Annotated in this window: 15 protein-coding genes; 10 read left to right on the forward strand and 5 right to left on the reverse strand. The window is 49.1% G+C overall.

Features of this window, described 5'->3' with window-relative positions; translation table 11 throughout:
* The first annotated feature begins 28 nt into the window (after positions 1-28).
* On the forward strand, positions 29-808 hold the full coding sequence (gene amrB, locus M3P05_RS11410) for an AmmeMemoRadiSam system protein B (protein WP_249699767.1): 780 nt from the start codon (positions 29-31) through the stop codon (positions 806-808).
* 12 nt (positions 809-820) lie between these two features.
* Entirely contained in the window at positions 821-1,393 is a 573-nt protein-coding gene (amrA, locus tag M3P05_RS11415) for an AmmeMemoRadiSam system protein A (RefSeq protein ID WP_249699768.1), read from the forward strand.
* 17 nt (positions 1,394-1,410) lie between these two features.
* Here amrA and M3P05_RS11420 read toward each other — a convergent pair whose 3' ends face one another.
* The 4 genes from M3P05_RS11420 to ampD form a co-directional block, all read right to left on the reverse strand.
* Positions 1,411-2,115 carry an anti-sigma factor gene (locus M3P05_RS11420; RefSeq protein WP_249699769.1) on the reverse strand — a complete coding sequence of 235 codons (705 nt, stop codon included), beginning with the start codon at positions 2,113-2,115 and terminating at the stop codon, positions 1,411-1,413.
* Positions 2,097-2,654, reverse strand: a complete 558-nt coding sequence (locus M3P05_RS11425) for a sigma-70 family RNA polymerase sigma factor (protein ID WP_249699770.1) — start codon at positions 2,652-2,654, stop codon at positions 2,097-2,099. The genes M3P05_RS11420 and M3P05_RS11425 overlap by 19 nt, the downstream gene beginning before the upstream one ends.
* Positions 2,655-2,746: 92 nt before the next feature.
* Positions 2,747-3,070 (reverse strand): Hpt domain-containing protein, encoded by a 324-nt coding sequence (locus tag M3P05_RS11430; protein ID WP_249699771.1) that lies wholly within the window; start codon positions 3,068-3,070, stop codon positions 2,747-2,749.
* Positions 3,071-3,118: 48 nt separating this feature from the next.
* On the reverse strand, positions 3,119-3,658 hold the full coding sequence (ampD, locus tag M3P05_RS11435; RefSeq protein WP_249699773.1) for a 1,6-anhydro-N-acetylmuramyl-L-alanine amidase AmpD: 540 nt from the start codon (positions 3,656-3,658) through the stop codon (positions 3,119-3,121).
* Positions 3,659-3,813: 155 nt separating this feature from the next.
* On the opposite strand from ampD, the gene M3P05_RS11440 reads away from it, so the two are divergent.
* Complete coding sequence (locus tag M3P05_RS11440; protein ID WP_249699774.1) at positions 3,814-4,191, forward strand: acyl-CoA thioesterase; 378 nt, start codon at positions 3,814-3,816, stop codon at positions 4,189-4,191.
* Positions 4,192-4,245: 54 nt separating this feature from the next.
* Here the strand turns inward: M3P05_RS11440 and M3P05_RS11445 are convergent, their stop codons facing one another.
* Complete coding sequence (locus tag M3P05_RS11445; RefSeq protein WP_249699775.1) at positions 4,246-4,521, reverse strand: hypothetical protein; 276 nt, start codon at positions 4,519-4,521, stop codon at positions 4,246-4,248.
* Positions 4,522-4,633: 112 nt separating this feature from the next.
* On the opposite strand from M3P05_RS11445, the gene M3P05_RS11450 reads away from it, so the two are divergent.
* The 7 genes from M3P05_RS11450 to M3P05_RS11480 all read left to right on the forward strand — a co-directional run bounded on the left by M3P05_RS11450 (position 4,634) and on the right by M3P05_RS11480 (position 14,107).
* Entirely contained in the window at positions 4,634-6,223 is a 1,590-nt protein-coding gene (locus M3P05_RS11450; protein ID WP_249699776.1) for a peptide ABC transporter substrate-binding protein, read from the forward strand.
* Positions 6,224-6,292: 69 nt separating this feature from the next.
* Entirely contained in the window at positions 6,293-6,601 is a 309-nt protein-coding gene (locus M3P05_RS11455; protein ID WP_249699777.1) for a hypothetical protein, read from the forward strand.
* 135 nt (positions 6,602-6,736) lie between these two features.
* Positions 6,737-7,657, forward strand: a complete 921-nt coding sequence (locus M3P05_RS11460) for a TIGR01212 family radical SAM protein (protein WP_249699778.1) — start codon at positions 6,737-6,739, stop codon at positions 7,655-7,657.
* Positions 7,658-7,729: 72 nt separating this feature from the next.
* On the forward strand, positions 7,730-8,266 hold the full coding sequence (locus M3P05_RS11465; RefSeq protein ID WP_249699779.1) for a GNAT family N-acetyltransferase: 537 nt from the start codon (positions 7,730-7,732) through the stop codon (positions 8,264-8,266).
* A 413-nt stretch (positions 8,267-8,679) separates the two neighbouring features.
* Positions 8,680-11,322 (forward strand): bifunctional acetaldehyde-CoA/alcohol dehydrogenase, encoded by a 2,643-nt coding sequence (adhE, locus tag M3P05_RS11470; protein ID WP_249699780.1) that lies wholly within the window; start codon positions 8,680-8,682, stop codon positions 11,320-11,322.
* A gap of 318 nt (positions 11,323-11,640) precedes the next feature.
* Positions 11,641-12,654 (forward strand): amino acid ABC transporter substrate-binding protein, encoded by a 1,014-nt coding sequence (locus M3P05_RS11475; protein ID WP_249699782.1) that lies wholly within the window; start codon positions 11,641-11,643, stop codon positions 12,652-12,654.
* A gap of 100 nt (positions 12,655-12,754) precedes the next feature.
* On the forward strand, positions 12,755-14,107 hold the full coding sequence (locus M3P05_RS11480) for an amino acid ABC transporter permease (RefSeq protein WP_249699783.1): 1,353 nt from the start codon (positions 12,755-12,757) through the stop codon (positions 14,105-14,107).

The raw sequence follows: 14,107 nt of genomic DNA on the forward strand, positions 1-14,107 counted from the left end.
ACTGCTTATAAGAACGAGGGTTATGGTTATGTCTGTGCGTCAACCTGCTGTTGCCGGTTCATTTTACCCGGCCAACTCCACGACATTAAAGGAAGCCATTGCCCGATTCCTCAATGAAGCCAACAGCCGGGAGCTTTCGGCGAAGGTTCTGATTGTTCCCCATGCCGGATATATTTACTCGGGGCCCGTCGCTGCCAGTGCTTACAAGCTTCTGGAATCAAGAGGAGATGAAATTACCCGTGTTGTTGTTCTTGGCCCGTCTCACAGAGCACTGTTTGAAGGTCTGGCACTGCCCAATTGTAATACATTCAATACCCCGCTTGGGCATGTTCCTCTCGACTCCTATGCCATAGAAAATTTACTTTCGCTAAGCCAGGTTCATACTTTGGAAGCTGCCCATGAGCTGGAGCATTCACTGGAAGTGCAGATTCCATTTCTGCAAACCTGCCTTGATAGCTTCACCTTGATTCCTCTGGTTGTTGGTGAAGCGTCTCCCCTCGCCGTTTCCGAAGTTCTGGAGATGCTCTGGGGTGGTTCTGAAACCCTGATTATTATCAGCACGGATCTAAGCCATTACCACAGTTATGATGAAGCCTGCTCTCGTGATGCTTCAACCGTGCGCGCTATTGAGCGGCTGGATCATAATTTAACCGGAGGGCAGGCCTGCGGCTGCCGCCCGCTGAACGGCCTTCTTCAGCTGGCACAACAAAAAGGCATGAAAATCACGACACTGGACGTACGCAATTCAGGTGATACGGCCGGTGATGCCGAAAGAGTCGTTGGTTACGGTGCCTTCGCTGCCCAATAAGAGAAAAGCAATATGTATTCAGAGCAGGAACAAAAGACTCTTTTGTCTTTAGCCCGACAAACCATCCTCCAAGGGTGTCAGGACGATAATCTATCCAGCATTAGTGGTGAGCTAAATTCAGATGAGGTTCCGAGTTCTTTCAATGAAGTACGCGCCTGCTTTGTGACTCTCCATAAAAATGGCGAGTTACGAGGATGCATTGGCTCACTGGAACCACACCGCACCCTTCAGGATGATGTGATAAGCAATGCCTGGTCTGCCGCATTTCGTGATCCACGATTCCCCCAGGTTTCTGAGGATGAAGTCAGTCAACTGGATCTTGAAATCTCGATATTAAGTCCGGTTGAACCTTTCCCGGTTTCCAGTGAGGAGGAGTTATTGAGAAAACTGGTGCCTTTTCGGGACGGTTTGATTATTGATGATGGCAGAGGACACCGAGCCACCTTCCTGCCGCAGGTCTGGGAACAACTTCCTCAGCCGCAGCAGTTCCTCAACCATTTAAAAAGAAAAGCGGGATTGGCTATTGAAGAATGGCCGAAAAGCCTCAAGTGTTTTAAATATCACTGTGAGGCTTTTTCGGAGTAGCGTCTCAGAATAATGATTTAAATACTGTTGTGCTTATTAATAGGGGTCCACTGTCCTTTAGTGATCACCGGGCCCATATCATAACCATTAGGTGCACCCTGCATTCCTTCAAGCGTTATGACCAGCGGAGAGTTCTCAACAGCCTCCCGCCATTCAGGATCAATCGGAATACGGTGAATACCCTGCTTGGGCAACAGGCCAAGTGATACTGGTTCCCGCCCGGCCACCATCAGCCAAAGTTCACAGACTTTCCCTTCTGGCAGTTCATCCGGTTTAACAGCTTCAACGTAAACCATATTCTTTTCCAGAGAGGCATTCACAATCCACTCTGTCTGGCTACCTTCACCTTGAACTACATAAACGTAGTCCATTGCACCCGGCGTTCCCGGAGGAGTAATCCAGAAGGTCACCGCCAGAACCATGGCTGCAGCAAAGCCACTGGCTCCCAATCCCTGCCAAAAACGCAGATTACTCCAGAAGCTGGCAGGCTTGGTTGCTTCTGATATCTTTTTCCATACCCTTGCCGGAGGTTTCACCGGCTCCAGCTGGTCATTCAGAATATCCAAATGATCCTGCCAGTGTTGAACATCCTGTTGAGCATCATGACTCATGGCCAGCAAGGCTTCGAATCGGGCTTTTTCAGTTTTATCCAGTAATCCTAATACGTAGTCCGCTGCAGCCTGGCTACGCTGATCAGGATCACTTAGATTCCACTCAGACATTCCTTCAACCTCACAAGTCCACGTCGTACCCAGGTTTTCACACTTCCCAGGGGGTACTGCAGTTGGTCTGCCATTTCCTGATGAGTCAACCCATCAAAATAGGCCAGTTCTATGCACAGACGATGATTATCAGGCAACCCGGCCAGGCAGCGGTGCATAGAATCACTGCTTCGTGATAATACCAGCTGTTCCTCATGACTGGGACTATCGTCAGCCACATATTGTAATACCTCGTCGCTGACTTCATTGACACGCTTGCGTCGCAGCATATCAAGAGCCTGATTGCGGACAATGGTATTCATCCAGGTCATTGGTTTGGCTTTTTGCACATCATACCCTCCCGCATGCTTCCAAATCTTGATGTAGGCATTCTGCAGACAGTCTTCTGCCTGTCCTCTGTCCTTCAAGATACGCAGGGAGACAGCAAATAGATTCGCTGATGTGAGGCTATAGAGTTTCTGCAATGAACGGTGCTGTTCTTGCGCACATTCACGCAGACATCTCTCCAGCTCTAGATCTCTTCCGGTTTCAGCACTCATTCGATGTAAATCAGGTCTAGTGTACGGCGCCATTATACTATCACGGCACCACACGATACTCTGTAAGACTATGTAATGAAGTAGGGGTTTTATCAGAGTGCGCAGATATTATCCACAACCTTTTGGAAAGCCGCCGTCATTTGCTCAGCCAGGGTAGAAAACATTTCTGAGTGATCTTTACGACCATCAGCTTCAAGAGAAGCTGCAATGTCCGCCAGTTCAGTGGCACCGATAACAAAACAGGAACCCTTGATACGGTGGGCCAGATTGGCAACATCTCTTGTACGTCCTGCCGCTATGGCATCCTGCAGATGGGTCATATCAGCCTGTGTTGTTTCCACAAACTGTTTCAGCATGTCTTTCATCAGGGCCTGATCATCTCCGACAATATCTTTCAGGCCATCCAGATTCAGCATTCCAACCTCCCTGATGTTCAAGACATGCTGTAAGAACAAATATAGCTATCAGATAAGGGAGCGATAGCGCTGCCAGTCAAAAGCCTTTCCGGGGTCAGTTTTCCGTCCTGGGGCTATATCTGAATGACCCGTAATCGTATCCACCGTCAATTTTGGATAGGCCACCAGCAGCTCTCTGGTGACTGCCGCAAGAGCCTCATACTGCCGCTCGTCGTAAGCAACATCATCAGCCCCTTCCAATTCAATGCCAATAGCAAAATCGTTACAGGCGGTTCTTCCCTGCCAGCAGGAAACACCTGCATGCCAGGCGCGATCATCGAAAGAGACAAACTGAGTGCAGGAACCATCTCGGGAAATCAACAGATGTGCGGAAACCTCCATCCCGGCAACCTCCTGAAAGAACGGATGGTCATCAGGATTAAGAGTATTCGTGAACAGCTGGTTGATATAGGAGCCGCCAAACTGGCCTGGAGGAAGACTGATATTGTGGATAACCAGCAGATCGATATCTGTACCTTCTGGTCTTTTATCGAAATTAGGACTTGGACAAATTCTGGCGGCATCCAGCCAGCCATTCTCAATTTTCATATAATCTAACACTTGGTTTTTTCTGAGCATATCAGGTGAATAAACCTGAAAACACCAATTGAAAACTATACCTTATCCGTAATTCACCTCATTGAGCCATCGACAGGGCTTCAACTAGGCTCTCCTGTTAAAGACACTTTTTGGAGTTATTCAGCATGAGTGCCCCTCGAGGCGAACTCTCCCTGCGCACACTTGCCATGCCTGCAGATACCAACCCCAACGGGGATATTTTTGGTGGCTGGCTGCTGTCTCAAATGGATATTGCCGGCGGACTCGCAGCTAAAGACTGCAGCGGCCACCGGGTAGCTACTGTCGCAATTGAATCCATGTGCTTCCACAAACCGGTAAAGGTTGGTGATGTCGTCTGTTGTCATACAGAGATCATCAAGATCGGGCGCACGTCCATGAGGATCAAAATTGAAGTGTGGACCAAGGGGTATCCTTGCCCTGACCGATTCAAAGTTACGGAAGGTATTTTCACTTACGTCGCTATTGATGATGAGGGAAATGCCGTTCCTGTAAAGGGGGGATAAGAATTAGCCAATTGGCTCCCCGCTATGGGGAGCCTGTCTTCGATACAGAGGAACTTACTCAAAATTCTTTTTGGTCTCTTGAGCAAGCTCTTTGGAGCGTTCCATAAACTGACGCATTGAGCCTTCAGTCATGGCCTTGCGCAGCTCTTCTTCCGGCGTCAGCGGTTTTGACTTCTCGGCTTCTTTTTTGTTTGCATTCATTGCATCTTTAAAGGCATCAGTATCTGATTCATCTGCCTTTCCTTGCGGCTTTACTCTGCCGTCAACACCTGTGTTCTGGCCAACCTGTCCGGCCTGCCCTGGCTGAACTCCTGGGTTAACTCCGCTCATATGACCTCCTGAGTTGTCAAATGTCATAAACTGCGTCGATTACATAGCTTTTAGCTATGAAGCGAGTAACATGTATGTCCTATCAGGTTAGTTCGTCGTATCGAGACACCTAATGCGCTTTAGAATTTTACTTACTGCTTTTTTAATTTCAGCAATGCCCATTATCGGTTTCGCTGGACAGATACCCGGCCATCTCAATCGGGCCAACACTGCCGAACCGGAGTCCCTTGATCCCCAGCTTGTGCATACATTGCCGGGAATTCGGGTGGTCGCCGACCTCTTCGACGGGCTTATCGAACGCAACTCCCAAGGCAAGATTGTTCCAGCCCAGGCAGAAAGCTGGACAACGTCAGAAGATGGACGCACCTGGACGTTTAACCTCAGAAAAAGCCAATGGTCTGACGGTCAACCCGTTGTAGCCAATGATTTCGTTCAGGCCTGGCAGCGGGCTGTAGACCCCGCAACCGGATCACCCTATGCCTGGTATCTGGAAATGATGTCCATCAACAATGCCAAGGCCATTGTAAATGGTGAGATGCCTGCCAGCTCCCTGGGGATCAAGGCTCTCAGCCCCAGCAAACTGGCGATTGAGCTGGAGCATCCTGTTCCCTGGCTGCTGGAAATGATGGTTATGCCTGTTCTCTACCCGGTTCCAGCCAAAACCATTGAAAAATATGGTAAGCAGTGGACTGCACCAGAACACATCGTCACCAACGGCCCCTACGCAATGCAGGATTGGGTGGTTAATGAAAAAATCACCTTGAAGGCGAATAGCAAACACCCGGACAGAAATCAGCTGGGCATCAACAGCGTGTCTTACCTGCCCCTGTCTTCCGATATGGCGGCCTTTAACCGCTATCGTGCCGGTGATGTCGATATGACCCTGAATATCCCGCTGAATTTCTACGAAAAGCTGGTGGATGAGCGTCCGGATGAACTGCGCGTGACTCACACCCTTGGCACTGAGTATTACGCTTTTAACACCCGCCGGGCACCATTCAATAACGCCAAACTGCGTAAGGCATTATCGCTGGCTGTTGACCGGGAAAAGATTACCGGCAAGGTTCTGGGAGAAGGCCAGGTTCCTGCCTACAACTTTACTCCCCTCTACACCAGTCAGATGCCTGAATATAAATCGGATATTGCCAAGCTGTCTCGTGATGAAAGACTGAAAGAGGCTCGCCGTCTGTATCGGGAAGCCGGTTACAGCAAGAAGAATCCTCTCAGGTTCTCCCTGGTTTACAACACCAGTGAGTCCCGCCAGAAGGTTGCCATAGCCATTGCCAGCATGTGGAAAGTAAATCTGGGGGTAGAAGTTGAGCTTGAGAACATGGAGTGGAAATCAGTTATTGCCCGCATACGTGCCAGAGACTTTGATGTTGCCCGTGCCAGCTGGGTTGCCGATTTCAACAGCCCTATCAGCTTCCTTGCCATCTTTGCCGGTAACAGCAGCAGTAACAAGCCAGGTTTTCAGAACACCCAGTATGACAATATTCTGGGGAGGATGAATACTCCGAATATAGACAGACAGCCACTGTTCTCCGGTCTTGAAGACATCCTTGGTGCAGAAACACCAATTATCCCGCTTTATCACTACGTGACTCCCCAGCTGGTCAGCCCACGCGTTGAAGGGTGGTATGACAACCCAAGAGATATGGTAATGACCCGCTACCTTTCCCTCAAAAAAGAAGCGAAAAAGTAGCAGATACCGATAAAGTGCCTTGCTGCCATGCCGACAAATCTCGTTATAAAAGCACAGAGACGAATGGCCATGAGCAGCGAGCACTTTACCCTCACAATCAGCCAGAGCACTTCTGACAGTGGTGACTTTGCCATTCATTTCAACGAGCAGGGCAAGCGCCGGGAAAAGATGCTTGTTCAGCTGCAGTTTGTGGATCAAAAGCTGTTCGATGACACCTTTATGGATGAAATCGTTGCTGTTGTCGCCCGTAAACTGGCCCGCAAGATCATCGAACAGAAAGGTAACCCAGAGTTAGCCAAAAAAAGCAGAGCAACTCATGAAAAGCATGCCCGAAAGGTTGTAAAAGACATGCTCGACAAAATGCGCAAAATGCCCTGATTCAATCACAACAGTTCAGCCTTCCTTTCAAAACCCCGGTCTTGCACCGGGGTTTTAGCATTAATCCATATAGGCGCGAGACAGGAATAGCGTTACTTTTCACCGCTTGTTTTTCCCTGTCAGTTTGCCCTGTTTATGGATCTTACCCGCTACGTCAATACCTTTGGTCGTTACCTGCAAGAAAAGTACGGGGAACGCATTCACAAGCTGTCAGTTAATGCGGCCTTTACCTGTCCAAACCGCGATGGAGCCAAAGGCATTGGTGGCTGCACCTTCTGCAACAACCGCTCTTTCAGCCCAGGCAGTACTAACAGCAGCAATGAAGTCAGTGCTCAGCTTGCCGCCGCAAGGGAAAAAGTCAGCAAGGTTCGCAAGGCCCGCAAGTTCCTGGCTTATTTCCAGTCTTACTCCAATACCTATGGTGATCTGGCTGACCTGAAGAAACTCTATGATGAAGCTCTGGCTGAACCCGATGTTATTGGTCTGTGTGTAGGAACACGCCCTGACTGTGTACCTGACCCGGTTCTGGAACTTCTGGCAGGCTACCAACAGCAAGGTAAAGAGGTGTGGCTGGAACTGGGTCTACAATCCAGTTTCGACAGCTCTCTTGAGCGCATCAACCGTGGCCACACTTTCGCCGACTATGAAGATGCAGTTAAGCGCTCGCACAAGTTTGACTTGAATCTCTGCACCCACCTGATTATGGGTCTTCCAGGTGAACAGGCTAAAGACACACTGATCAGCTATCGTAAAGTGCTGGATCTGGGAGTACGCGCGATAAAGGTACACCCTCTTCACATAGTAAAAGGCACCCAGATGGCTAAAGAGTGGAAACAGGGACTGGTTCCCGAGCTTTCCATGGAAGATTATGTAGACACCCTGACTGAAATCATCTTGGCAGCACCGGATGATCTGCTGTTTCACCGTCTGACAGGCTCAGGGGTGCACCAATACCTTTTAGCACCGGAGTGGGTGAAGCATAAGTGGGATATTCTGGGTGCAGTTTATAAGCGCCTGGAAACTGCAAATAATCATGAAATAATTGCAAAGAGCTAATTCTTCAAGCTAACCCCTGCCACAACATCGCCGATACATACCCTGTGAACGATTTACAGGGTATTTCTGGCTATGGAACAGCCGATTGGTGATGGCTTCGTCATCCGGAACTTTCTCTATGGGGATGCTTCCGGGCTGTCCCGTAATGGTGATAACCCAAATATTGCCATTAACCAGCGTGAATGCTTCCCAAGCCCCTATACCATTGAGCTCGCCAGAAACTGGATTCAATTTGTCCGTGATAATGAATCAGAGACCCGTTTCGTTATTGCCAATGAAAAAGAAGCTATTGGTGAGATTGGTATTGTTATTCAACCAGACGTCCATCGCTATAGTGCCGAAATAGGTTTCTGGATCGGTGAGCCTTATTGGGGAAATGGTCTTATGACCAGAGCAGTTACCTGGATGATTGATTACTGCTTTAATGAAATGGGTTTGAAGCGTATTTTTGCTGATGTAATGGAATACAATATTCCATCCCAAAAAGTTCTTCAAAAGTGTGGTTTCGAACTGGAAGGTGTTTTTCGGAAAAACATTTTCAAGAATGACTCTTTTTATGACCAGTTTGTTTATGCCATTGTTAACGACAAAGATATCCCGGCAAACTAATCCCGTCTAAAGAAAGACTTAAACCTTTGCACAGCAAGGGATAGAGTCATTTCTGACAATCTGCCATTTTGTGTTAACCCGGCCTTAAGACAATATATTATCCCCAAGTACCAATTAATATCCTCTAAAACAAATGTGAACCAAACTCATTGAGCAATAATGTTCAATGTTAACTTTATAAATTAAAAAACATATTTTTTCGTGATTCGTTTATCTCTGTCTGAATAGTTTCGATTAATGTTAATTGATGTTTACTGTTAACCCATTGTTAAGAAGGAGCAAAAAAATGATTAATTCTTTTAGAGGTATGGAATTGGCATTTGATTTACATCAATGGAAATCATCTGATATCGAAGCAGTGTAATTGCAACGATTTTAAGTTGTTCACAGCGCTTGATAAAAGGTGGAATGTCGTGTCCAAATCCAAAGCTGCCAAACCTGCTGCACAAACAAACAAGCAAGAACTGAACAAGACCGAACTCAGCTCCCCTAGCCAACTCAGCCATGTTGATGAGTTGATGCTTCACGCTGTCGAAGCCCGCAAGGCCTTTATCCAACTCGACCAGGAAGCGGTCGACAACATTGTTAAAGCCATGGCCCTGGCTGGCCAGAAGCACCATATGGAACTGGCCCGCATGGCGGTGGAAGAAACCGGCCGCGGCATTATGGAAGACAAGGTTACCAAGAATATCTTCGCGACTGAGTATATTTATCACTCCATTAAGAATGACCGTACCGTTGGTATCGTTGAAGATAATGAGCATGAAGATTATCAGCTGATTGCTGATCCTGTTGGTGTTGTCTGTGGTGTAACTCCTGTTACCAACCCAACTTCAACCACTATGTTTAAGGCAATTATCTCCGCCAAAACCCGTAACCCGATTGTTTTTGCTTTCCACCCTTCTGCTCAGAAGTGTTCTGCTGAATCTGCCCGAATTCTGCGTGAAGCAGGTGAAGCTGCCGGTGCTCCTAAGAACTTTGTCCAATGGATTGAACAGCCATCCATTGATAATACCGCCGCACTGATGAACCACCCTGAAGTTGCCGTTGTACTGGCAACAGGTGGAGCCGGCATGGTACGGGCTGCATACTCCACTGGTAAGCCAGCGCTGGGCGTTGGTGCCGGTAACGTTCCTGCCTACATAGATGCCAGCGCCAATGTTGAACAGGCTGTTCACGATATCGTGCTGTCCAAGGCATTTGATAACGGTATGATCTGCGCCTCCGAACAGGCTGCCATCATCCACAAGGATGTTTACAAGCAGTCTGTCGAGGAAATGAAGAACATCGGCTGCTATTTCACTACCCCTGTTGAAACGGAGCGCCTGGCAAAAGTTGTTATCACCGAGAAAGGCAGCGTAAACAGTGCCATTGTCGGCATGCCTGCCCATCGCATTGCAGCCCAGGCTGACATCAAGGTACCGGAAAACACCAAGATCCTGTGCGCAGAAATTGAAGGTGTTGGTGCAGATTTCCCTCTGTCCCGCGAGAAGCTCTCCCCTGTACTGGCCATTCTGAAAGCTGAAGACACCGAAGCCGGTATTGCTCTCTCAGAAGCCATGTTGAATCTGGGCGGTATGGGCCACACAGCCTCCGTTCATACCATGAGTGATGAAGTTGCAGATGCCTTCTCCATCGCCATGCCAGTTGGCCGTGTACTGCGGAACTCTCCAAGCTCCCAGGGTGCTATCGGTAATATCTACAACACCAACCTGCCTTCCCTGACCCTGGGTTGCGGTACTTACGGCGGCAACTCCACAACGGCCAACGTTTCTGCCGCCAACCTGATCAACGTGAAGCGTGTTTCCAAACGCCGCACCAACATGCAGTGGTTCAAACTGCCTGAGAAGATCTACTTCGAAGAGAACTCCATTCAGTACCTGGAGAAGATGCCTGACATCAGCCGCGTATTTATCGTCACTGATGAAACCATTGATAAGCTGGGTTACGTTGACCGTATCCGCTATCAGTTGATGAAGCGTCCTCACCCTGTTCAGATTCGGGTGTTCAACCAGGTGGAAGCTGATCCCTGCCTGGAAACCATCAAGGCCGGCGCAGAGGATATGAGAAGCTTCAACCCTGATGTGATTATTGCACTGGGTGGAGGTTCTCCTATCGATGCAGCCAAAGGCATGTGGCTGTTCTACGAGCAACCCGATGCCGATTTTGAAAAACTGGCCGAGAAGTTCCTGGATATCCGCAAGCGGGTCTACAAGTTCCCGAAACTGGGTCGCAAGGCAAAACTGGTGGCGATTCCAACAACTTCAGGCACAGGTTCCGAAGTTACCTCCTTCGCCGTTATTACCGACAAGGAAACCGGCACCAAGTATCCACTGGCTGATTATGAGCTGACCCCTGATGTTGCCATCCTGGACTCCACTCTGGTTCTGAGTGTACCCAAGAAGGTAACCGCCGATACCGGCCTGGATGTTCTGACCCATGCTGTGGAGTCCTATGTCTCTGTGATGGCATCCGACTACTCAGATGCGTTGGCCCTGAAAGCAATTGAGCTGGTCTTCGACTACCTGCCATCCTCTTACGAAAAAGCAGACCGCCTGTCCCGTGAGAAGATGCACAACGCATCCTGCATTGCCGGTATGGCCTTTGCCAATGCGTTCCTGGGTATCAACCACTCCATGGCTCACAAGCTGGGTGCCGAGTTCCATATCCCTCACGGCATGGCCAACGCTGTCCTTCTGCCCTGGGTGATTGAGTACAACGGGGAGAACAACCCAACCAAGCTGACCTCTTTCCCCAAGTACAGCCACTACCAGGCACCGAAAAAGTTCCAGCAGATTGCCCGCCACCTGAGCCTGAAGGCTGAAACAGAGCAGCAAGGCGTCAAGTCTCTCGCTGAAGAGGTTCGCAAGCTGATGAAGAAAGTCGGTATGCCAGCCACCCTGAAAGAAGCCGGTGTTCCTGAAACCGCCTTTAAGGCAAAAGTAAGCGAACTGGCAGAGAAGGCTTTCCGGGATCAGTGCACCACTGCAAATCCACGCCTGCCTCTGATTTCCGAATTGGAAGATCTGCTCTGTAAAGCTTTTTACGGTAAATAAATAGACACACATAAGCGAAACAGCTTTTTGACCCGGTAACCCAAGCTGAACCGACCGCCAGCCCTTACCGTCCTACTGTAAGGGCTGGCCTCACATAACCACATGCTCATGTATTTTTTTTGTCAGCAAAATGTATTTAATACTTAATTACGGGCACAATTTCTTTTCAGGTATGACTTATATCAATCTGAAACCGCCTTCAGGTCATTACATTTGATTTTTAAGCAAATGTAGCCTTGGCTTGAACAACTCTTATCTTCCCGCCAGCTACTGATCACAGCCCTGAAGTACACCTGACCCATGAGGGGGATTCGTTCTATGAATATGCGTCGTATCGGGACATTACTTGCGACTCTGCCATTGATGGTTGCCGCCGCTAGCGCCGGTGCCGGAACTCTGGATAATGTCCAGAAAGCAGGATACCTGAAGTGCGGTACTCACCTTGAAAACCCGGGTTTTTCCGCCCTGAACAGTAAAGGTCAGCGTGAAGGTTTCGATGTTGATTTCTGTCGTGCTGTTTCAGCAGCTGCCAATGTTGATACCAAGTACACCTCTCTGACATCCAAAGAACGACTGCCAGCACTGCAGTCTGGTGAAATTGACCTGCTGTCCCGTACCACTACCTGGACAATGAGTCGTGATACCAAGCTGGGGCTGGATTACACCGTTGTTACCCTGTACGACGGTCAGGGCATGATGGTACGTAAGGACCTGGGCGTGAAGAGTGCGCTGGAACTGGATGGTGCCACCGTCTGCCTGGCAACCGGCTCTACCACTGAGCTGAATATTGCCGACTACTTCCGCAAAAACAACATGACCTTTACTCCGGTTGTATTCGACAAGCAGCCTGATGTTCGTAAAGCCTACGACGCTGGTCGTTGCGACGTTCACACGACAGACGTGTCCGGCCTGGCGGCACAGCGTAGTCTCATGAAGAATCCGCAAGAGCACATAATTCTGCCTGAGTTGATCTCCAAAGAACCTCTCGGACCTCTGGTACGCCAGGGTGATGACCAGTGGGGCAATATTGTTCGCTGGACTATCTACCTGACCCAGGCAGCTGAAGAAAAAGGAATTACCGCTGCCAATGTAGAGCAGATTGCCAAGACCAGTAAAGACCCTGAAGTTAAGAGAATGCTTGGCCAGACTGGCACCCTTTGGCAGGATCTCGGCCTGGATAAGGATGCACCTGTACGCATCATCAAGACTGTGGGTAACTATGGTGAAATCTTTGACCGTAACCTCGGCCCAGACACTCCACTGCGTCTGTCCCGTGGCTATAACGCCCAGTGGACTGATGGCGGCCTGATCTATGCCCGTCCTTTCCGTTAATCTCCACGATTAACCCCATCAGTGGCTCTTTTGCTTATGCTGAGAGCCACTGACGCCTTACTTCAAATATCGTGCTTTTTTTATGATGGAAAAACCCAAGGTGCCACTCTGGCGAAACCCAACGGTTCGCGCCAGGTTTTACCAGTTTGCCATGTTAGCCGGGCTTATTGCCCTGGCTATTAATGTTTATCAAAATACCCTTGAAAACCTTGCCAAACGCGGCATCGGTTCCGGCTTTGGCTTTCTCGCCAATGAAGCCGGTTTCAGAATTGGTGAAATATCAACTCTGCCAGTTTTTAAGGGTGGTTTTCTCTGGTTTCTCGCAGCCCTGTTCTTTGGACTTGTCGCCTCCAAAGCGCTTGCAAACTGGCTGAAACAGAAACATGAGAAAATTGGAGACAAGGATCGCTGGATTCTCGCAATCATTGCCCTCACGGTCGTGATTCCACTGCTGGTACTCTACCTGGGACGAGATACGGTAGAAACGGTTCAGTACACCGAATCCAGCAGTTACACGATGGCTTTGATGACTGGTTTTGCCAACACAATCAAAGTCACCATTATTGGCTGTATTCTTTCTACATTCCTCGGCTTGTTCGTAGCCCTTGGTCGTCTGTCTCCCAACTGGCTGATCAGTAAACTGTGCAAGTGGTATGTGGAAGTTAATCGTAACCTCCCGGTGCTGATGCAGCTGTTCTTCTGGTATTTCATTGTTATTCAGCAACTGCCAAATGTACGTCAGTCAGTCAATATTGGGGACTGGCTGTTTCTGAATAAACGGGGTCTCTACCTGCCTTCCTTTATTCCCCAGGAAAGCGCACTGGCCTTCTGTATTGCTGTCGCTGTTGCTCTGTTCAGTCTGGTATTTATCTGGCGACGCTCCAAGCGGGTTCTGGAGACAACCGGTGAACCCGGCAAGGTTCTTATTCCCTCCCTTGCTGTATTAATTGGCCTTCCCGGCCTTGTGTGGCTTGTTGGAGGTACACCTTTCGCATTGGAAATGCCGGTTTTAAAGGGCTTTAACTTCCGCGGTGGCACAGGCCTGACACCTGAATTTACCGCGCTGGTAATCGGTTTAACGGTTTATGTCTCTGCCTTTAACGCTGAAATTATCCGCTCTGGTATTCAGTCTGTTTCCAAAGGCCAGCGAGAAGCAGCCCGGGCGCTGGGTTTGAAAGAACGCCATGTGATGCGACTGGTAATTCTGCCCCAGGCTATGCGCGTGATCATGCCTCCCATGACCAGTGAATATCTGGCCATCGCCAAAAGTAGCTCCCTTGCCGTTGGCGTTGGATATCCGGAACTGGTTTCTATCGGCGGCACTATTCTTAACCAGTCTGGACAATCGGTTGAGATTGTTGGTATCTGGATGGCGGTTTACCTCTCTATCAGTCTGCTGATATCGGCGGGGATGAACTGGTACAACGCCCGAATCAAACTGGTGGAGCGGTAA

The organism is Parendozoicomonas callyspongiae, assembly GCF_023502345.1.
GTDB lineage: Bacteria > Pseudomonadota > Gammaproteobacteria > Pseudomonadales > Endozoicomonadaceae > Sansalvadorimonas > Sansalvadorimonas callyspongiae.

Bases quoted from the DNA above. Each gene is read 5' to 3' on its own strand.
- amrB (WP_249699767.1), top strand. From the start codon at position 29: ATGTCTGTGCGTCAACCTGCTGTTGCCGGTTCATTTTACCCGGCCAAC.
- amrA (WP_249699768.1), top strand. From the start codon at position 821: ATGTATTCAGAGCAGGAACAAAAGACTCTTTTGTCTTTAGCCCGACAA.
- M3P05_RS11420 (WP_249699769.1), bottom strand. From the start codon at position 2,115: ATGTCTGAGTGGAATCTAAGTGATCCTGATCAGCGTAGCCAGGCTGCA.
- M3P05_RS11425 (WP_249699770.1), bottom strand. From the start codon at position 2,654: ATGAGTGCTGAAACCGGAAGAGATCTAGAGCTGGAGAGATGTCTGCGT.
- M3P05_RS11430 (WP_249699771.1), bottom strand. From the start codon at position 3,070: ATGCTGAATCTGGATGGCCTGAAAGATATTGTCGGAGATGATCAGGCC.
- ampD (WP_249699773.1), bottom strand. From the start codon at position 3,658: ATGAAAATTGAGAATGGCTGGCTGGATGCCGCCAGAATTTGTCCAAGT.
- M3P05_RS11440 (WP_249699774.1), top strand. From the start codon at position 3,814: ATGAGTGCCCCTCGAGGCGAACTCTCCCTGCGCACACTTGCCATGCCT.
- M3P05_RS11445 (WP_249699775.1), bottom strand. From the start codon at position 4,521: ATGAGCGGAGTTAACCCAGGAGTTCAGCCAGGGCAGGCCGGACAGGTT.
- M3P05_RS11450 (WP_249699776.1), top strand. From the start codon at position 4,634: ATGCGCTTTAGAATTTTACTTACTGCTTTTTTAATTTCAGCAATGCCC.
- M3P05_RS11455 (WP_249699777.1), top strand. From the start codon at position 6,293: ATGAGCAGCGAGCACTTTACCCTCACAATCAGCCAGAGCACTTCTGAC.
- M3P05_RS11460 (WP_249699778.1), top strand. From the start codon at position 6,737: ATGGATCTTACCCGCTACGTCAATACCTTTGGTCGTTACCTGCAAGAA.
- M3P05_RS11465 (WP_249699779.1), top strand. From the start codon at position 7,730: ATGGAACAGCCGATTGGTGATGGCTTCGTCATCCGGAACTTTCTCTAT.
- M3P05_RS11475 (WP_249699782.1), top strand. From the start codon at position 11,641: ATGAATATGCGTCGTATCGGGACATTACTTGCGACTCTGCCATTGATG.